This is a genomic window from Pseudomonas sp. P116 (genome assembly GCF_020149425.1).
Taxonomy (GTDB): domain Bacteria; phylum Pseudomonadota; class Gammaproteobacteria; order Pseudomonadales; family Pseudomonadaceae; genus Aquipseudomonas; species Aquipseudomonas anatoliensis.
Genome location: NZ_JACVHB010000002.1, coordinates 118346 through 136542, shown reverse-complemented (window position 1 = coordinate 136542; position 18197 = coordinate 118346). Strand labels below are relative to the sequence as shown.

The 18197-nt window shown below is 52.5% G+C and carries 15 protein-coding genes and 2 pseudogenes; 3 read left to right on the top strand and 14 right to left on the bottom strand.

Annotation, left to right across the window (positions count from 1 at the left end; genetic code table 11):
• Positions 1–302 precede the first annotated feature (302 nt).
• Positions 303–572: a DUF1652 domain-containing protein gene (locus ICA15_RS06960; protein ID WP_150603826.1), complete on the top strand. Its 270-nt coding sequence runs from the start codon at positions 303–305 to the stop codon at positions 570–572.
• On the opposite strand, the gene ICA15_RS06955 is transcribed toward ICA15_RS06960, so the two are convergent.
• Positions 569–967: a hypothetical protein gene (locus ICA15_RS06955; RefSeq protein ID WP_210552810.1), complete on the bottom strand. Its 399-nt coding sequence runs from the start codon at positions 965–967 to the stop codon at positions 569–571. The genes ICA15_RS06960 and ICA15_RS06955 overlap by 4 nt on opposite strands.
• A gap of 89 nt (positions 968–1056) precedes the next feature.
• A complete protein-coding gene (locus tag ICA15_RS06950; protein WP_210552809.1) occupies positions 1057–1326 on the bottom strand; it encodes a DUF2790 domain-containing protein in 270 nt (89 codons plus the stop codon).
• A 494-nt stretch (positions 1327–1820) separates the two neighbouring features.
• Between ICA15_RS06950 and ICA15_RS06945 the strand changes: the two genes are divergently transcribed.
• Positions 1821–2117: a hypothetical protein gene (locus ICA15_RS06945; RefSeq protein ID WP_150591958.1), complete on the top strand. Its 297-nt coding sequence runs from the start codon at positions 1821–1823 to the stop codon at positions 2115–2117.
• A gap of 71 nt (positions 2118–2188) precedes the next feature.
• Here the strand turns inward: ICA15_RS06945 and ICA15_RS06940 are convergent, their stop codons facing one another.
• From ICA15_RS06940 to tssI (ICA15_RS06900), 10 genes and pseudogenes are all read right to left on the bottom strand, one after another.
• A complete protein-coding gene (locus ICA15_RS06940; RefSeq protein ID WP_210552808.1) occupies positions 2189–2959 on the bottom strand; it encodes a PoNe immunity protein domain-containing protein in 771 nt (256 codons plus the stop codon).
• Positions 2960–2966: 7 nt separating this feature from the next.
• A pseudogene (locus ICA15_RS28530) lies at positions 2967–3146 on the bottom strand (PoNe immunity protein domain-containing protein); the annotation flags it as partial.
• 290 nt (positions 3147–3436) lie between these two features.
• Positions 3437–3742 (bottom strand): annotated as a pseudogene (locus ICA15_RS28525) (hypothetical protein); the annotation flags it as partial.
• 123 nt (positions 3743–3865) lie between these two features.
• Positions 3866–4810: a PoNe immunity protein domain-containing protein gene (locus ICA15_RS06930; RefSeq protein ID WP_210552807.1), complete on the bottom strand. Its 945-nt coding sequence runs from the start codon at positions 4808–4810 to the stop codon at positions 3866–3868.
• Between the two features lie 195 nt (positions 4811–5005).
• Positions 5006–5959 (bottom strand): PoNe immunity protein domain-containing protein, encoded by a 954-nt coding sequence (locus ICA15_RS06925; protein WP_210552806.1) that lies wholly within the window; start codon positions 5957–5959, stop codon positions 5006–5008.
• Positions 5956–7575: a hypothetical protein gene (locus ICA15_RS06920; protein ID WP_047301369.1), complete on the bottom strand. Its 1620-nt coding sequence runs from the start codon at positions 7573–7575 to the stop codon at positions 5956–5958. Before ICA15_RS06920 ends, ICA15_RS06925 begins: the two co-directional genes overlap by 4 nt.
• Positions 7572–9863, bottom strand: coding sequence for a type VI secretion system tip protein VgrG (gene tssI, locus ICA15_RS06915; RefSeq protein ID WP_210552805.1), 2292 nt, complete (start codon positions 9861–9863; stop codon positions 7572–7574). Before tssI (ICA15_RS06915) ends, ICA15_RS06920 begins: the two co-directional genes overlap by 4 nt.
• Positions 9864–9977: 114 nt before the next feature.
• Positions 9978–11099 (bottom strand): type VI immunity family protein, encoded by a 1122-nt coding sequence (locus ICA15_RS06910; protein ID WP_210552804.1) that lies wholly within the window; start codon positions 11097–11099, stop codon positions 9978–9980.
• Between the two features lie 10 nt (positions 11100–11109).
• Complete coding sequence (locus ICA15_RS06905) at positions 11110–12492, bottom strand: VRR-NUC domain-containing protein (RefSeq protein ID WP_210552803.1); 1383 nt, start codon at positions 12490–12492, stop codon at positions 11110–11112.
• Positions 12493–14736: a type VI secretion system tip protein VgrG gene (gene tssI / locus ICA15_RS06900; protein WP_224450861.1), complete on the bottom strand. Its 2244-nt coding sequence runs from the start codon at positions 14734–14736 to the stop codon at positions 12493–12495.
• 375 nt (positions 14737–15111) lie between these two features.
• Here tssI (ICA15_RS06900) and ICA15_RS06895 point away from each other — a divergent pair, with 375 nt between their 5' ends.
• Positions 15112–16416, top strand: a complete 1305-nt coding sequence (locus ICA15_RS06895; RefSeq protein ID WP_210552802.1) for an OprD family porin — start codon at positions 15112–15114, stop codon at positions 16414–16416.
• A gap of 173 nt (positions 16417–16589) precedes the next feature.
• On the opposite strand, the gene ICA15_RS06890 is transcribed toward ICA15_RS06895, so the two are convergent.
• Both ICA15_RS06890 and ICA15_RS06885 read right to left on the bottom strand, forming a co-directional pair.
• The gene (locus tag ICA15_RS06890; RefSeq protein WP_210552801.1) at positions 16590–17210 is read right to left on the bottom strand and encodes a hypothetical protein; all 621 of its coding nucleotides are present in this window, start codon (positions 17208–17210) and stop codon (positions 16590–16592) included.
• A 46-nt stretch (positions 17211–17256) separates the two neighbouring features.
• Complete coding sequence (locus ICA15_RS06885; protein ID WP_210552800.1) at positions 17257–18195, bottom strand: carbohydrate kinase family protein; 939 nt, start codon at positions 18193–18195, stop codon at positions 17257–17259.
• Between the last annotated feature and the right edge of the window lie 2 nt (positions 18196–18197).

Genomic DNA, 18197 nt, shown 5'->3' with positions numbered 1-18197 from the left:
CCGCCGACATGCAATTTGCAGTGCCTCGATGGTCGATTCATGCAATTTGCAACTGGCTTAATGCTGGCCCTGTCGGCAAGTGCTTGATTTCACGAGGGTCAAAACGATCCGATGAGAGGCATGCTTTATGCGTCTGTCTGGTGCAGCGCACCGGCTTCGGGCGCCTACACTCCAAGAGGCATTTCGCCGTACCACCGTTTGCTACACCCAAGGAATAAGCGGGGACACACCCGTGCAGGGGCAGCAAAAACGGTCAACGTGAAGAGTTGATTGGCAGTCTCATCAATAAGGAGAGGTTCATCATGTTTCTTTCTGCCTTGGAACTACGCAACATCATTGAAAGCAGCTTTCTGCCTAAACGTTGTCAATGCACGTTGTCGCCGGACCTGTCGATGACCGTCAAGGTTTTCGGCGATCACAAGACCGACCAGGTCGAACTGCTGGTTAGTGACATCGATGCCAGCCACCTCAATGGCTGTCGTGAAATCAATGAGCTGATCGCCGGGCTGCGTTCGGATCTTGCGCGAAAAACGTCGCCGCATCATTACAGCCCACGATCCAGAGCCGTTTAACGCACCGTTTCACCCAGTTCGACCGTCACGCGCCGGGCCTGCAAAAATCCAAGGCCCAGCGCGAACTCGACCAGCACCGCGAGCAGAATCCCGGGGCCGGCATGGCCGTTCAGCCATTCAGCAAAACCCAGCACTGCCAAACCAAAACACCCAACGATAAACCCGTTGCTCAGCGCATTACGCCCAAGCGACGGCGGTACCTTGCGCACCAGATAAAACATCACCCCCAACGCCGCGAACAGCACCGCACTGCGCCGCGCAACAAAACCCGCGACCTCGGAATACTCGATGCTCCAGATCGCCAACAACACATCCGGCAAAAATCCCCAGACGATGGCCAGTAGAAAACACAACAAAGACGTGAAGCTCGACAACGTGCGAAACGGCAACTGCATGGCTAATCCTTGCGGCAGTGAGGCGGGCCCCGAGCATAACCCCGCGAGCCCGCCAAACCTACCGCAACGCCATAAATCAGACTTTTCTGTCAGTTCTGGTAACTGCACGCGTCAGACAATTTCCGATAACTGATTTCCTCAGGCTTACCGTTGTTGTCGATGTACTTCATGTCGGCAGTAATCACCTTGCAATCCTGCGTTGGCGGCTCGGTCAACGACACCACTTTCGCCACATGCAGCGGCATGCCGTACTGATAAGGAACGGCGCTGGACGAAGTGGACGCGTCATTGGCCTGGGCCAGCCCGGCGAATGCGGTGGAGGCGAGGGCGGTGGTGAGCAGTAGCGTGCGAATGTTCATGGTGCGACTCCCGTACGACGGATGAGAGTTCGGCGCAATGCAGCCGAACCTGCCGCACTGGGCGTCAGCGAGAGGCTGAGGGCGTGCGGTTCAGTAGAGTTTTTGACCACGGCGTTAAGTGATGGTTAACCCAGCTGAACGCCGGCTGTCAGGGAGCGGGACGATTTCTGCGGGAGGGAGTGCGGATTCCTACAAGGCCAGATGCCTTGTCTGCTTTCGGCGGCTGGAGTGGGGCGGTTATGGTTCGGTGTCGCTGCAAAATCAGCGATTCGGGTTTGGTCACCTGATAACCTCCCCCATTGCAGATGTGCCATCATTTGCGCTGCGGACATCTATGTCCTCGCGGTGCATTGCTGTGGCGGCTGTGTGCAGGACGCCTTCGGGCGAGCTGAGTTTGGGGTTGTTCTCGGTTGACCAAGCCTGCATACAGTCCGCCTCCCACTGTTTGGTCACAGTGCTGGCGGTTACTATCGCCCCAGTCTGAGTAACCACATATGCCAATAATTAAACCGCTGCAAAACCGCTATCTCGCCCTCAACAGCAACGTTACCGAAAGCCCAACGCTGCTCATCGACACCGAAGCCAACCCCAAAGACATCCTCGAAGCCGCCGTCCAGCGCGTCCGCGCCTCGGCCGACCTGCTCGAAACCCTGCATTGCCTCTGCTTCAAACACGCCGATGTTCAGGACATTCCGCACATTACACATGCGTTGTACCTGCTGATTCAGGACGGCAATGATTTGCTTCAGGTGGCGCAGCAGCAGATGTTGAACTGGAAGGCGCCGGTTTGATTTTTCTCTGAAAAAAGCCTGTCGTCGAAAGAGGGCAGGCTGAGTGGTGGGTGGCGCGGCATTCGAAAAGCTCATTGGGGTTGCAGGTTGCGAGCGTATTCGACCAGATCCTTGGGGTAGACCATGTGATCGATTTTGCTGTCGTCAATGCCATACAGAAAGGCAACAGCGCCTGCTTCAAATGCCCAATACCCTACGTAGGTTCCTTCCTCTCCTTGAAGATGGGAATCGTGCCAAGGGGCTTGCTTGAAGGCTCGATACCATTGCTGGCAGTATTTTTTAAGAAGTTTAGGCGGCTCGCCTTTGTTGTCGCTGTAGATCGCTTGGATGAGTAGTGTGTAGACGTCGTGATACCACTCATCTATGTCGTGCCGATGTGGCACAACTTTATTTAGTAAGGCCTCATAAAGGGTGTCTTCACCTCCGTACCCTGCGTCGTCAATGAGTTTCACAAAGCGTAGGAGCAGGTCAGTCCGGTGTAAAAGTATGCAAAGACTGATGACTTGAACGGCTTCTTCGTACTGATGGGGCCAGTCGTCGATCGCCAGAGGAGAAATGTTCGGCACGCCTAGATACTCGGCCAAAGTCTTTTGGCGAATTTCATACTTCTCTATCAGTTCTTCAAGCATAGGAATAAGTTTTTCTATACGCTCACCCGCTGTATAGGTGGCGAATAGCTTTTCCAAAGCGAGCGTCTGGAAATATCTGACGCGCTGAGATGCTTCCTCTAATGCAGAGTCTGATTTGAATTTGTTCGTTGAGAACAAATTTAGAAGCTCATCATATTCTCTGATGAAATTTTCATAACGTGCGGCGCTGAAGAGTGTCTGTCGTATGTTCATGAATATTCTATTCCAATCGAATGGCCACACTTCTGGCATATTCGACCAAGTCCTTTGGATAAACCATGTGATCGATTTTTCTGTCATCTATCCCATATAAAAATGCGATAGCTCCTGCCTCGAACGCCCAGTGTCCGACATAATTTCCTTCTTCTCCCTGCAGGTGAGTATCATGCCAAGGAGCTTGTTTAAAGGCCGGATACCATTGGCTGCAATATTTTTTAGAAAGTTTGTGGCTTCTTCTTTTGTTTTTTCATATATAGCTTGCACTAACGGAGAATAAACATCGTGGAACCATTGGTCTACATCAGCTCTGTCAGGTAATATTTTACAGAGTAAATCTTCGTACAGTGTATCGTCTCCTGCATGTCCAGCATTATCTATCAACTTAACAAAGCGCTTAAGCAGGTCTGTGCGATGTAATAGAATGCAAAGGCCTATAATTTGAACGCACTCCTCGTACTCGTGTGGCCAATCGTCTATTGCAAGTGGTGAAACTTCAGGAGATTGCTCAGATAAGGCTAGTGCCGCCTGCCGGATTTCATATTTTTCAACTAGATATTCAAGCTGAGGAATCAACGAGGATATTTCTTCGCCTGCTGTATACATCGCCATTAGCTTTCGAAGTGCTAAACGTTGAGAAAACCTTGAGCGAAGTGTTGCTTCACCTTCGGATGTGTCGGACTTGAATTTGGTTGTTTTTAAGATTTCATTAGCTTCGCCGTGCTCTCTCAAGAAATTCTCGTAGTGGGCATCACTGAAGAGTTTTTGTCTTTTCTGCATATATTAATGCCTAAACTTGGCTGCAACGGCAAGTCACTGTAGAGCAACAGCCCATATCTCTAATATAAATGTGTTTTCTGTATGTTTTGCTCAGCACCGAAAAATAAGCGCTGAGCGAACGATTTATTCTTCTCCTGACCAATACCAGAGTGTATCGCCCCAGCGGGAGTCGGTGAAGTCAGGAAAGATTTCACCCTGTTGAAAGTGTCTGCGAGAGTTTTCCTGGGCTGGCGTAAACCAAAAACCTGTTTTGCTACAAGGTTGGCCCGCTTCAATGCGGTTGATGGTGTTATTTTTATCTGAAGTAGTATGGCCTCGTGCGTATTCAACAAGATCCTTTGGATAAACCATATGGTTAATCTTGCGATCATCTATGCCGTATAGAAACGCTACAGCACCTGCCTCGAACGCCCAGTATCCAACATAGCTTCCTTCGTCACCCTGCAGATGAGAGTCGTGCCAAGGAGCTTGTTTAAATGCCGGGTACCATTCTTTGCAATATTCTGTCAACAGATCAGATGCTTCGTCTTTTTCATCTGCGTAGATGGCCTGAAGAAGAGGCGTATAAACTTCGTGGTACCAGTCGTCAATGTCTTCTCTGTCGGGGAGTACTTTACAGAGAAGATCCTCATACAAAGCATCTTGACCGTTGTAGCCTGCTTTATCAAAGAGTTCGACGAATCGCTTTAGTAGATCTGTGCGGCGCAGCAGAATGCATAAACTAATTACTTGAACACACTCTTCGTACTCATCTAGCCAGTCGTCAATGGCAAGAGGCGATATATCTACTATATTTTCAGATAGAGATAGTTTTTTCTGGCGGTTCTCATAGTGTGTAATGAGTTCTTCGAGAAGCGGTGTTAACGAGGTTATTTCTAATCCGGCGGTGTACGAGATGAACAGTTTCTTTAAGGCTACGTTTTTGAAGTGCGTAGCTCTTAATGAGGCTTCTTGCTCTGGAGTGTCTGACTCGAATGTGTTGTTCGCCCAGAACTCTTTGGTTTCGTCGCTGTAATCGCGAAAATCGAAATATCTGGCCTCGGTTAAAAATTCTTGTCTTCCGTTCATAGTAGAGTTTTCACTCAAGGGTAAAAATTAGTATTGCCGATATTTTTCAGTGAAATGCTTTCAACTTGCTTTGACTTGGTTTTTATTTTAGTAATGTGCAGAATGGTTCTGACACTATATCCAAGTGTGTTTTTCGCTCTCTTGCATTCTTCGCTCAGCGCCGGAAAATTAGCGCCGAGCGAACGGTAGAGCAGCTTATTCTTCGCCAGACCAATACCAGATCGTGTCGCCCCAAGCAGAATTATCAAACTTTGGCATGATTTCTCCTAGGTTGAAGTAACGGCGAGAATCGTTTTGAGCGGGAGTGAACCAAAAGCCTGACTTTATGCACGGTTTTCCCGCGTCCACTCGAGATGTTTGCGAGGAGCTTGATGATTGATAGTTTCTAGCATATTCGACTAAATCTTTAGGGTAGACCATATGACTGATCTTACGATCATCTATTCCGTACAGAAAAGCGACAGCAGCGGCTTCGAAAGCCCAATACCCAACATAGTTTCCATCATCATCTTCTATGTCTAAGTGGCTATCATGCCAGTTGGTTTGTAGTTTTCCGAACGCGGGGTACCATTCTTTGCAGTATTCAAGTAGCAGGTCGCTCGCTTCTTTTTCGTCATCAGAGTAAATTGCTTTCACTAGCGGCGAATAAAGTTCGTGATACCATTCATCAAGATCTGACCGTCCAGGAAGAATTTTGCGCAGAAGATCTTCGTATAAAGTATCTTCGTGTGCATATCCTGCGCGATCAATCAAGTTGACAAAGCGGATAAGTAAATCTTTTTGATGCAGTAATATGCATAGGCTGATAACTTGGACACACTCTTCATATTGCTCAGGCCAATCATCTATTGCTAATGGTGAAATGTCAGGTTCGCCGTCTTCCAAAGCTAGAGCATTCTGATAGATTTCATAGCAAGTTATAAGCTTTTCTAGCCTTGGGAGTAGCGTTTCTATTGGTTCCCCTGCGGTATAGCTTATCAGTAGTGCATTGAATGCAGAATCTTTAAAGTAGCCTGTGCGAAGAGCCTTTTCCTGTGCAGGGTTATCTGCCTGCATGGTTTCATTTTCCCAGCGGGATTCTGTTTCGTCATAAAGTTTTATGGATTTTTGATAGTAAGAGTCGAAAATGAATTTTTGGCGTCTGTTCATGCTGGTATTCTAGCCTCTTCTTTTAATACGTCCAAATTCCCATATTTTTTTCGTAATGAGGCTAATCGTTTATTAACGGCCTCTCTTACTTCCTCCTCGCCATAATGAAACCCGTCGTGATCGCGGTGAGTTTCTTCATGTGAACTTGCCAGCTGAGCGTCAGCATGCGCTTTGGGGCTGAGGCTCTTATGATAAAGAGGAGTGAAAAATAAGTGGCGAGTATAGGACTTCATGATGCTTTCTCGTAGTTCAATATTTTTTATCGCCAATGGTAGCTTTGATGTTATCCAAACGCGACTCATCTGAACTATGTGTTTCTTTGACTTTTCATCTGTTTTTTTATTGTTTTTGCCACTCGGAATGTTCTTGTCGTTAGTAGCTTTTGCATTGTCACTTGAGGTTTTTCCGCCTGATTTACCACCGTATTTTCCGCCAGCTTTTCCACCTGCCTTTTGTTTGGCGGGTTTATTCTGATCTGCGTCATCCGTAATCGGTTCGAGAAGTTCAGAAGGATCCAGAACCCCGGAAAGTCCTAGCTTGGAAGCAATCTTTGGTTTTGAACCTTCAATTTTTTGCAGAAACTTAGGCGCGTCTTCCCGCTTGCTAGCTTTCGCTTCAACTATAGCGAATTTTTTATTATTGTTTGTACTTGGGTTCGCTCGCCAGATGGAGTCGATTCCGGTTCCATTTGCCCCATCTGTAAGTTTGTATAGAACATGTCTAGCCTTGGGGTTGCCACCTTTTGACAACTTTCCAAGCGTATCGCCGTTCGGTTTCCCGTCCAGCCATTTGCCTTCTGAACCTTTATCATGACCGTCCCACTTTTTTCCCCAGCCAAATTTCTCTGCGCATATATAGTCTGCGATATGCTCTCCGCACACACCTAAGCCCTCGTTGAGGATGTCTGCGGTGGCAACGGCTAGCTTCGTGTTAGCAGGCTGGTTGGAGTGAGCGGAACTTGGACCGTCTTTGCCATTTTTTGCTACGGTCGCGTCCTTGCCAGCAGGTTTTTCTACCCTCTTGGGGTGGGTAGATCCTGAAGATAATGCGGAACTATTACGTTGCATCCCTTTCCATTTTGTTAAGCGCCTTTCCACAATGCCGATCATTTCTGGCATGTTGTCGCGAGCGGTCGCGAGTACGGTGACAACTGCGGATTGAGCCCAGTTGGGCAGGCTTTGGAAAGCTGAAGAACCTTTTACCGCGCTAATGATGTCGTCAAGTTCACCTCGGAGCTTCGACGCGTTGAATACTTCTTTTAGCAACTCCTCCGGACTTGTCTTGATACCACACTCTTGCAATACAAAACGCAACAAATCAAATAGAACCGGGGCATAACGCTGAGGATCTTTATTGACTATGCGCATGCTTTTTTTCAGACCATCACCTGGTCCAGGAATCCAGCCGATAACTGCAAGGAGTAAATCAAATTTTGCTTCATCTTTACCGTCTGCAGTTTCCGCATTGTAGAGGACGATAGAGGACTCTACTGTGTCGTACGCGTCGATCGCTTGACCTAGAAAGGGTACGGCTCCTAAGGCAATACCCTTCGCAAGTTCGACTGCTGCCTCTTTATAAGCTGCTGTACGGTCTTCAGTTTGCGCTTCTTCACTCATGTCAGCCTCCCTGCGGCTTTCTCCACTAGTGCTTGTAAATCAACGTTGTCTGGATCGAGTCCAAGTTTTCGGATGTCCTCATTGACCTTTGCATCGCTACTTTGGACGATTTTCACTGGTTCGCGATCAAAAGGCCGCGGATCCTCGCCGTAATAGACTTTGGCCGGACCTTTCGGCACGTCTTCCAAACGGGCGAAGCCGTCATCGTCCAGCACGCCTTCGCGGGTCGAGCCATCGGCAAAATCCACGCGATAAGACGCGCCCGGCACCGGTTCCAGATTGTCGTAGTGCAAATTCAACTCAAGCCATGTCGGATTGGCCTTGGCTTTTTCCATCAGCCTTCCGGCAATGTCCGCTGCGGCCAACCCCGGAATCAACGGAATCAAAATCCCGATCCCGGTCCCCACGCCAGGCGCACCCCCGGTATTAACCTTCACCTCAGCGCCACTAATCGTCACGCCACCCGCATCAACCTTCACAAAACTCCCGCCAGCCTTGGCGGTCAGCTCCATACCGCCCTCAACCACAACCTTGTCACCAGCGTGATAGTGAATCTCCGTCCCCGCCTCAACAAACTGCGCCGTACCCACCTTCACATGCTGAGTCACACCGACAGTCAAATGATCATCCGCGCGCATTTCGCTTTTACGATCAAGATGCGTGATCCGGTGTTCTTCAACCTTGAACTCGCTCAGCGTATTGGCTTCAACGGTGTCATGTCGTTCGTTGCCCACACGAATTTTCTGATCGTGCTCGATGTTCTCGTCCCAATCGCGTTGGGCGTGGATGTAGATTTGCTCGACGCCTTTCTTGTCTTCGATCCGAAACTCGTTGTAGCCCTTGCCACCCGGTGAACTGAGGGTTTTGAAGGTGCTGCGGGTTTTGTTTGCCGGCAGGTCGTAGGGGACGACGTTTTCCTTGTGGTACAGGCAGCCGGTGACGAGTGGCTGGTCGGGGTCGCCTTCGAGGAAGGTGACGAGGACTTCCATGCCGATGCGCGGGATGGCGATGCCGCCGTAGGCTGCGCCGGCCCAGCCGCTGGCGACGCGCATCCAGCAGGTGGTTTTGTCGTTGGACTGGCCGTCGCGGTCCCAGTGGAACTGGACTTTGATGCGGCCATATTGATCGCAGTGGATTTCTTCGCCGGCCGGGCCCGTGACGACGGCGGTCTGGCTGCCGAGGACTTTCGGTTTCGGGTGTTCGAGGGCAGGGCGGTAGTGCGCGTCCCACGGGGTCGCGATGAAGCTGTTGCGGTAGCCCTGGTGGAAATCGCTTTTGTTGTCGGTGACGTCGCTGGTGACGTTTTCGCCGAGCACTTGCGGTTGTTTGCCTTCGTGGAAGACTTCCAGCAGCAACCATAGGTCGTTCCACTCGGCGTGCGGGTGTTCGGCGAGGGTGAGGAAATGGCCGCTGGTGAGGGTCGGTTCGTCACCTTTACCTTCGGCGAGTTTGTAGTCGCTGCGATGGCGTTCAAGTGCGCGAGTGGTGAGGAACTTGCCGCGCTCGCGGGTGGTGAAGCGGCCGGGGTAGTCGTAGTCCTCAAGGTCCGGAGCGAACTCGGACTTGACCGCGCCTTCGGGCAGGATCTTCGGTTTTTCGAAGTCGTAGTCGCGGCGGCTGACGCGGGTGGTGCGGGTTTCCAGGCGCAGGTTGAAACGCTTGATGACTGGTTTGTCGGCGCTCATGCCGGAGTCTTGCTGGTAGCTCACGGCTTTGAGTTTGCGGAAAACAGTCTGGTCGTCGCCGAACACCAGTTTGTGGCCACTGCTGCTGTGCTGGAAGTGGAAGTGAATGCCTTCCTCTTCGCACAAACGCTGGATGAAATGCAGGTCGGATTCGTCGTACTGCACGCAGTAATCGCGTTCCGGGTACTCGGCACTGAGCTGGAAACTGTAGGCATCAGCAAGAATGCCGCGATCTTCCAGCACCTGAGCGATGATCTTCGGCACGGTCAGTTGCTGGAAAATTTGCTGATAGTGGTTGTGCCGCAGATAAGCGAGTTGCGGCACCAAGCTGATGCTGTAGCGCGTCAGGGTCTTGCCGGAATCGCCTTGCTCGATGCGGTACACCAAACCGTGGATCGTGCCTTCGCCAGTGGCACCAAACGTCAGCACGCCGCGCTTGTGCAGCAGCTCTTCGAGCTTGAGGTCGGGGCGAGCGCTGACCAGTTCGAGGTCAAAACGGAACGGTTCGTTGAGGGCTTCGCGACCGGTGAAGCTCAGCACTTGCAGGTCAGCGGAAACGCCTTCGAGGGTGAGGGTGATGTGGGTTGCGTTGGCGTCCAGCATGCCTTGAATTCCGTGTTTATTACTTTTACTGGTGCAGAGCAATAGCCCATTCTTAACTTCAAATGAGCTTCGCTCAGCGTCTGAAAGTCAGAGCTGAGCGAATGACAGGGCTGCTTATTCTTCGCCTGACCAATACCAAAGCGTATCGCCCCAGTCTGAGTCATTAAAACTAGGCATTAATTCGCCTTGTTTGAAGTATCTTCTCGAATTTGCTTTGGCAGGAGTGAACCAGTAGCCATCTTTCGTGCATGGTTGATTCGACTCAATACGGGTAGGGGTAGCGCTACTTTCGTCCCGGTCAAACCGTGCATACCATCGCTTTGTACTTTCCTCGTCGAAGCAGTTTCCATAAGGAGAGTAATGATGGATTTGATCCGGTTCTGGAATTCGCACTGATTTTACGATTCGGTTTACCGCAACATAAGCACCGAGTTCATTTTCACCTGTAGTGCCCAATTGGGGATATTCCCCCGCTTGAATAATGATGCCATAGTCATAATTGAAAAAGTTGATGTCGCCGCGCCCGCTTAGCCTCTGTCGCAGAACGGTTTCTCCGCCAATGCTCTCAACAAAAGAGTTTCCAATGATAGTTTGCCAATTGACGCCTTTTATATTGTTGACGAGTTCTGATGACAAACTATGAGGCATTGAGTCAACATCTAGACCGCTATATTTTTGAGCGAGCTCGTACTCCATGGGCATATAGCTATCATAATCGAATGGTAGTACCGTCGATAACCCACCATAACCATGCTCTGCTTCGACTTGGTTGCACAGGTATTTTACCCATGCTCTATAAGTCGCACGTCCCTCGTCTGTGGAAATAACATCCCAGGGGAAAACTATTTTTATATATGACCGCTCGCTATTTTCGTGGATTTCCCGAGAGTTAAGTGTGGATATTCCATAACTGGCAGCTTCCTTTGTGCTCGACGCGCTGGTCAGGTGTAACTCGCACCGATCATTGCCGGATGATGAGCGTATTTTGGTAATGGCTTTTTCCATTGAGGCCGAAGTCAATTTTTTGTAGCTGTCCTGAAGCAACCCTTTAAGATGTGCTCCGAACTCATCATGGTATTTTTCAAAACACTCAATGATTTTTGACTTCTTTGTGGCTGTGTAACCTTCTTTAAAGTAAACGGTAGCAATTACTCCGAGTCTCACTACAGAAGTTCCGTCCTCCAGTTCGAACGTCAAATCTGGCGCATTTGCTGATAGTTTCTCTAATTCATTCATGCTCTAATTCTCAATGTGCTGCTGCCGTAGCCGGAACGACGACTAATCCTGTGAGGGCCGCAGCCGTGCCAGCTACGGCTCCAGTTACGCTTGCAGTTGCTCCGGCTACTGCTGTGCCGGCTGCTGCCGCGCCAGCACTCAAAACTCCAGCCAATGCTCCCCAAGCCGCGATAGCCAAGCGGATTAATAGCAAGAAGCCTGAAACCAACGCTGCAGGAATTCCCAAACTGACCAGGCCCGCACCGATCGCAACCACAACGACAACCGTTGCGACAGCGATGCCTAAATCAACAAGCACTTGAGCCCAGTTGATTTCCTTTAGCATCTCAAGGGTGAGATCAGTGTAGCGTTGTACTTCCATCCAGATTGCTCTCAACTGATCATCTGTCCAGCTTAAAACTTTCCCACCTTTTTCACTTAACCACTGCCAGGTTTTCTGGGCCTCGTTCCTGACCCACTCACCTTTAGAGTCAAGCCATGTGACGGCTTCGTGCAAATGCTTTTGCATCTCCTCCGACAGTTGACGAATACCTTGCGCACCTTGCTCTAACAAACTGTCCACAGCGCTTTGTACTTGTTGAGTCCAGCTTTCAATGTGCGCTGCGCGGGCAGCAGGTTCTGGCCCATAGGCAGGGACGGGGACAGGGGCCGGCCGGGGTGGTCTTCCAGGATTCTTTGGTGGTAACAAAGGTAGCCATTTTGCAGGGTCAGTCGCTCGAGTTGGCCTATGTTCCCTATTGTATTCCTTATCTCGTTTACGATCCTCATCGTCCCGGCAGTCACTCACTTCAAGTACTGCAAATCGGCTTTTTTTTCCCGCTATTCGCTCGTAATCTTGGCGCTGATCCTGAGATAAGAAGTCATTTGGGAATTTTACCTCTACAACTCGTTCAAGGTTGTCCTCGTGCTTCGCACCATCATGGTCGCGGCCTTCTGTTCCTGGCCAGCGTTTTTTAGGGTTTTGCACAATGATCACGTCGGGGCGTCGAAGTAGTCCTGACGTTCTTCCACTTGGGAAAAAAGTCATAGTGTGGCGCCGATCAGGATCAGGCTTTTGGTCTCTGAACAAAGATGTACTCAGAAACGGAATAGGAGGGCTTGGTCGTTTGGGAGACATGTCGAAACTAACTTCTGCCTTATAGTCCCAGCGAAAGTCGTGACGATACTCATCAGCTTTGATTAGTCCGCTCATGACAAGCTGTTTTAGCTCGACATCAGTGACTCCGCCCCCCTTAAGTGGCTTGACTGTTAACCTAGGAAAACGAGCAGCGTATCTCGCTTTCTCCATCAAATAACCTTGATTGTGAGGAGCGACCGTGCCAATCGTCACTTCGCCTTTCACGCTGGTAGTGGCGCACCCTTTTGGTGCTTCGGGTGGTTGGATGACCGGCATTTAATTACCCTCCGTGGCAGCTTTGTAGTCAAGCGTCATTTCGGTAGGAGCACTTTCACCCGCTCTAATTAGAGGTTGTTTAGGCTCTGGTTTACGCTCAGGCAGAAAAAGTTCGACTTCTGCTGGTTCTGCACTACGAGCTAAAAAAGTTTTTCCCTCGTGATCTGTGAAGCCTGCGACTTTCGTTCCATCTGCAAGCGTTAAGGTATACGGGCTTCCTTTGGCCGGTTCGCCCGTTTTTTCATCGAGGAGTTGGAACCTTGCCTTATGACTACGTGGCGCACTTTCGAGTAACTTCCCGAATTTATCCTTATCCGCCAACCCCGGAATCAACGGAATCAAAATCCCGATCCCGGTCCCCACACCAGGCGCACCCCCGGTATTCACCTTCACCTCAGCGCCACTAATCGTCACACCACCCGCATCAACCTTCACAAAACTCCCGCCAGCCTTGGCCGTGAGTTCCATGCCCCCCTCAACCACAACCTTGTCGCCGGCGTGGTAGTGGATTTCGGTGCCGGCTTCGACGAATTGAGCAGTGCCGACTTTCACATGCTGCGTCACGCCCACGGTCAAATGATCATCCGCACGCATTTCGCTTTTGCGATCCAGATGCGTAATCCGGTGTTCTTCAACCTTGAACTCGCTCAGCGTATTGGCTTCAACGGTGTCGTGCCGTTCGTTGCCCACACGAATTTTCTGGTCGTGCTCGATGTTTTCGTCCCAATCGCGCTGGGCGTGGATGTAGATTTGCTCGACGCCTTTCTTGTCTTCGATCCGAAATTCGTTGTAGCCCTTGCCACCCGGTGAGCTCAGGGTTTTGAAGGTGCTGCGGGTTTTGTTTGCGGGCAGGTCGTAGGGGACGACGTTTTCCTTGTGGTACAGGCAGCCGGTGACGAGGGGCTGGTCGGGGTCGCCTTCGAGGAAGGTGACGAGGACTTCCATGCCGATGCGCGGGATGGCGATGCCGCCGTAGGCTGCGCCGGCCCAGCCGCTGGCGACGCGCATCCAGCAGGTGGTTTTGTCGTTGGACTGGCCGTCGCGGTCCCAGTGGAACTGGACTTTGATGCGGCCGTATTGGTCGCAGTGGATTTCTTCGCCGCCCGGGCCGGTGACGACGGCAGTCTGGCTGCCGAGGACTTTGGGTTTCGGGTGTTCGAGGGCAGGGCGGTAGTGCGCGTCCCACGGGGTGGCGATGAAGCTGTTGCGGTAGCCCTGGTGGAAATCGGATTTGTTGTCGGTGACGTCGCTGGTGACGTTTTCGCCGAGCACTTGCGGTTGTTTGCCTTCGTGGAGGACTTCCAGCAGCAGCCACAGGTCGTTCCATTCGGCGCGCGGGTGTTCGGCGAGCGTGAGGAAATGGCCGCTGGTGAGGGTTGGTTCGTCACCTTTGCCTTCGGCGAGTTTGTAGTCGCTGCGATGGCGTTCCAGCGCTCGGGTCGAGAGGAACTTGCCGCGCTCGCGGGTGGTGAAGCGGCCGGGGTAGTCGTAGTCCTCAAGGTCCGGAGCGAACTCGGACTTGACCGCGCCTTCGGGCAGGATCTTCGGTTTTTCGAAGTCGTAGTCGCGGCGGCTGACGCGGGTGGTGCGGGTTTCCAGGCGCAGGTTGAAGCGCTTGATCACCGGTTTGTCGGCGCTCATGCCGGAGTCTTGCTGGTAGCTCACGGCCTTGAGTTTGCGGAAAACGGTCTGGTCGTCGCCGAACACCAGTTTGTGCCCACTGCTGCTGTGCTGGAAGTGGAAGTGAATGCCTTCCTCTTCGCACAAACGCTGGATGAAATGCAGGTCGGACTCGTCGTACTGCACGCAGTAGTCGCGTTCCGGGTACTCGGCACTGAGCTGGAAACTGTAGGCGTCGGCAAGAATGCCGCGATCTTCCAGCACCTGAGCGATGATCTTCGGCACGGTCAGTTGCTGGAAAATTTGCTGATCGTGGTTGTGCCGCAGATAGGCGAGTTGCGGCACCAGGCTGATGCTGTAACGCGTCAGGGTTTTGCCGGAATCGCCTTGCTCGATGCGGTACACCAAACCGTGGATCGTGCCTTCGCCGGTGGCACCAAACGTCAGCACGCCGCGCTTGTGCAGCAGCTCTTCGAGTTTGAGGTCGGGGCGAGCGCTGACCAGTTCGAGGTCAAAACGGAACGGTTCGTTGAGGGCTTCGCGACCGGTGAAGCTCAGGACTTGCAGGTCAGCGGAAACGCCTTCGAGGGTGAGGGTGATGTGGGTTGCGTTGGCGTCCAGCATGCCTTGAATTCCGTCCGTTGAATAAGCAGGAGGTGGATGTTGCAGGATTAGACCGTCTGGTTCAAGGCGCAAATGCCGTACGCCCAGCCTGTGCGGGTTATAGGGAAAACCCTTAGGACGAACGTTCGGCCCAATAAAATCGGGCATTTCCCCAAAAGCATGGCTTACCAATCTGGAGGGTTCGAACGGCAAAGCGCCGAAGAATAGCCAGTCAGTTTCAGACTAAAGTCGCCTGTAGCACGTCAAAGCCATCTGCCATCATTGCGACTCACCCCTGCGTGTCCACTTCCTCTCGGCGCTTCATTGATCCGGGACGGGAGCTATTTTTCTGGCTTATTGCGCCTTTGCGCAAACGCTTCATTGTTGGAGTTTTTCATGCGTCCCCCATTTCCCCTCATCACCCCGCGCCAGCAGTCGTTTGGCTTCGGAGCCTTTGTGCTGTGCGCCGGTTTCACCGCGCAAGTACAGGCCAGCGGATTTCTTGAAGACACAACGGCGAAAATCGAGTCGCGCACGGTGTACTTCAACCGCGATTTCCGTGATGGGCACACGTCCAATGATCAGGGCGCGTCCAAGCGTGAAGAGTCGGCGCAGGGTTTCATTCTCAATCTGCAGTCGGGTTACACCGAGGGCACGGTTGGCTTCGGTATCGATGCGCTGGGCATGCTTGGCTTCAAACTCGATTCCAGCGCCGACAGCAGTAACAGCGGTTTGCTGCCGTCCAGCGGGCAGGACCCGCGCGGTTCGAAAGATCAATACGCGAAAATCGGCCTGACCGCGAAAGTGAAGGTTTCGGACACGGTGCTGAAATACGGCGCGCTGCTGCCGGATCTGCCGCTGCTCAAGTACAACGATGGTCGTCTGCTGCCGACGATGTTCAATGGCGCAATGCTGACTTCAAAAGAAGTGAAGGATCTGACCTTCATGGCGGCGCGTCTGGACAAGTACACCGCGCGTGATTCCACCGATTCGCAAGACATCCGCGTGCACTGCAAGAACAAGCGCTACGCGTGTAACACCACCGCCGACCATTTCGACATGTACGGCTTCGACTACAAGATCAACGATCGTCTGACTGCGCAGTATCACTACGCCGAACTTGAAGACATCTATCGTCAGCACTTCGTGGGGCTGTTGGGTAATCAGCCGCTGGGCAACGGTGTATTGAAAGCTGATCTGCGCTTGCTGAAAAGTGCCGACAGCGGCGATGCGAAGGCCGGCTCAATCGATAACCGTGCACTGAGCGGCATACTGTCTTATGCCATCAGCGGCCACACTTTCAGTGGTGGCTGGCAGCGCATGAACGGTGACAACTCAATGCCGTACCTCGATGGCAGCAACCCGTATCTGGTCAACTATGTGCAGGTCAACGACTTCGCCGCCGCGCAGGAACGCTCCTGGCAACTGCGTTATGACTATGACTTCAAGGCGATCGGCATCAACGGTCTGAGTTTCCTGACGCGTTATGTGAACGGTGATCACATCAAGGTTGTGGGCAGTGATCAGGAAGGCAAAGAGTGGGAGCGTGACAGCGAGTTGAAGTACGTGATTCAGACGGGGACGTTCAAGGATGTGAGTTTGCGCTTGCGGAATGCGACTTACCGCACGAATTACGAGCAGTTTGCGCGGGATGTGGATGAGACGCGGTTGATTGTGAGTTACAACTTTTCGGTGTTGTAAACCCTGGATTTGTAACGCTTGAACGGTTGCCATTGCTAGCCGGCTAGCTCCCACACTGGACCTGCGCCGCACCCAAATCCCCTGTAGGAGCTGCCGCAGGCTGCGATCTTTTGATTTTCAAAAACAAGATCAAAAGATCGCAGCCTGCGGCAGCTCCTACAGGGGGAGCGGGTTTATAGCCAATGCCAGAACCGGCTCCAGAACCCGCGATTCAAGTCTTCCTTGCAGCCAGCATATTGCTGGGCATACATGTCGGAACGATTCTGCACCTTGCGCGCAGTTGGCATCAGCCAAGCCTTGGCGGCATAAGTCTTGTTGCGATAACCGCCCCAGCCTTCGTGATAGTTGAGGTACTGGCCATAGGCGTCGTATTTGTAGACGCCGTTGATCGAGGTGGTCTTGTCCATGTACCAGCCGACAAAGTCGATGGCGTCGTCGAAATCTTCGCGGTCGGCCCAGTTTCTGCCGGTGCTTTTCTGGTAGTCGGACCAGACTTCATCCTTGGCCTGCGCATAACCCGATGCGGTCGAGACGCGGCCCCACGGAATGACCCAGAGCAGGTATTTGCGTGGAGTCTTGGCGTCGTAGCGGTAGCCGGACTCCTGATACATGATTGCGAACGGCACTTGGATCGGTACGCCCCAGCGCTTTTGCGTGACTTGCGCGGCGTCGTACCAATCGCTTTTTTCCCGGAAGATCTCGCAGATGTTTTCAGGCGAGCGGGGCGGCGAGGTGCCGCAGCCCGTCAACAGTGCCGCGAGTATCAATAGTCCAATCGTCTGCCGAGAATTCAAAAGCCGTCATCCTGTGATGCGCGTAAAAGGGCGACAGTTTACGCGTTCAGGTCAATTGATGACGATAGGGCAGATCCGGACCGGTCTTGCTGCAGGTCAGCGCTGCCGCTTGCACGGCGAAATTAAGCATCGCGTCGATCTGCTCGCGGGCCAATTGCTGCACGCCTTCGACCGAGTCCAGACCCTGCTCGGTCAGCCAGGTAATCAATGCAGCCTGGAGGGTGTCTCCGGCGCCAACGGTATCGGCGATCTTTACGGAACAGGCTGGCACTGACCAGGAGCCGTGGGCGCGACTGAACACGCTTGCGCCTTCGCCGCCGCGGGTGAGGAATACCATGTGGCAGCGATGCTCCAGCCAGCCTTCGATGACCCGCTGCGGATCCTGCTCGGGATACAGCAGGCTCAAGTCTTCATCGCTGACTTTGATCAGATCGGCCAGTTGCACCAGCGTGGCGATTCGTTCGCGCCACAGGTCGATATTCGGCTCGGGATTGAGGCGCACGTTGGGGTCGAGGCTGATCAGGCGTTTGCCGCTTTCACGCTGCACCAGCGCCAGCAGTGTGTCGGCAATCGGCTGCACCACCAGCGAAAACGAGCCGACGTGCAAGCCGCGCACCTCAGGGCCTAGCGTAGGCAGATGCGCCAGGCTCAGTTGCCGATCAGCGCAGCCTTCACCGCGAAAGCTGTAATGCGGCGAGCCATTGGCACCGACGGCGACCATCGCCAGCGTGGTCGGTGCAGCGAAGTCCACCAGATAATCCGGGCGCACACCTTCGTCCTGCAGCACCTGTTGCAAGCGGCGGCCGAGGTAGTCGGTGGACAGCCCACCGAACAAGGCCGAGTCCACACCCAGACGGCGCAAACCCACCGCGACGTTGAACGGCGAGCCGCCAGCAATCGCCTTGAAATTCACTTTCGAGGCCAGACCACTGGCATCGTCTTCGCTGAAGAAATCAAACAGCGCTTCGCCACACACCAAATACATAA

What these genes read in the sequence shown, in the direction of transcription:
- ICA15_RS06920 (WP_047301369.1), bottom strand. Translation starts at nt 7,575, where the DNA reads ATGAGTGAAGAAGCGCAAACTGAAGACCGTACAGCAGCTTATAAAGAG.
- ICA15_RS06895 (WP_210552802.1), top strand. Translation starts at nt 15,112, where the DNA reads ATGCGTCCCCCATTTCCCCTCATCACCCCGCGCCAGCAGTCGTTTGGC.
- ICA15_RS06910 (WP_210552804.1), bottom strand. Translation starts at nt 11,099, where the DNA reads ATGAATGAATTAGAGAAACTATCAGCAAATGCGCCAGATTTGACGTTC.
- ICA15_RS06885 (WP_210552800.1), bottom strand. Translation starts at nt 18,195, where the DNA reads ATGTATTTGGTGTGTGGCGAAGCGCTGTTTGATTTCTTCAGCGAAGAC.
- ICA15_RS06905 (WP_210552803.1), bottom strand. Translation starts at nt 12,492, where the DNA reads ATGCCGGTCATCCAACCACCCGAAGCACCAAAAGGGTGCGCCACTACC.
- ICA15_RS06940 (WP_210552808.1), bottom strand. Translation starts at nt 2,959, where the DNA reads ATGAACATACGACAGACACTCTTCAGCGCCGCACGTTATGAAAATTTC.
- ICA15_RS06925 (WP_210552806.1), bottom strand. Translation starts at nt 5,959, where the DNA reads ATGAACAGACGCCAAAAATTCATTTTCGACTCTTACTATCAAAAATCC.
- tssI (WP_224450861.1), bottom strand. Translation starts at nt 14,736, where the DNA reads ATGCTGGACGCCAACGCAACCCACATCACCCTCACCCTCGAAGGCGTT.
- ICA15_RS06930 (WP_210552807.1), bottom strand. Translation starts at nt 4,810, where the DNA reads ATGAACGGAAGACAAGAATTTTTAACCGAGGCCAGATATTTCGATTTT.
- tssI (WP_210552805.1), bottom strand. Translation starts at nt 9,863, where the DNA reads ATGCTGGACGCCAACGCAACCCACATCACCCTCACCCTCGAAGGCGTT.
- ICA15_RS06955 (WP_210552810.1), bottom strand. Translation starts at nt 967, where the DNA reads ATGCAGTTGCCGTTTCGCACGTTGTCGAGCTTCACGTCTTTGTTGTGT.
- ICA15_RS06960 (WP_150603826.1), top strand. Translation starts at nt 303, where the DNA reads ATGTTTCTTTCTGCCTTGGAACTACGCAACATCATTGAAAGCAGCTTT.
- ICA15_RS06950 (WP_210552809.1), bottom strand. Translation starts at nt 1,326, where the DNA reads ATGAACATTCGCACGCTACTGCTCACCACCGCCCTCGCCTCCACCGCA.
- ICA15_RS06945 (WP_150591958.1), top strand. Translation starts at nt 1,821, where the DNA reads ATGCCAATAATTAAACCGCTGCAAAACCGCTATCTCGCCCTCAACAGC.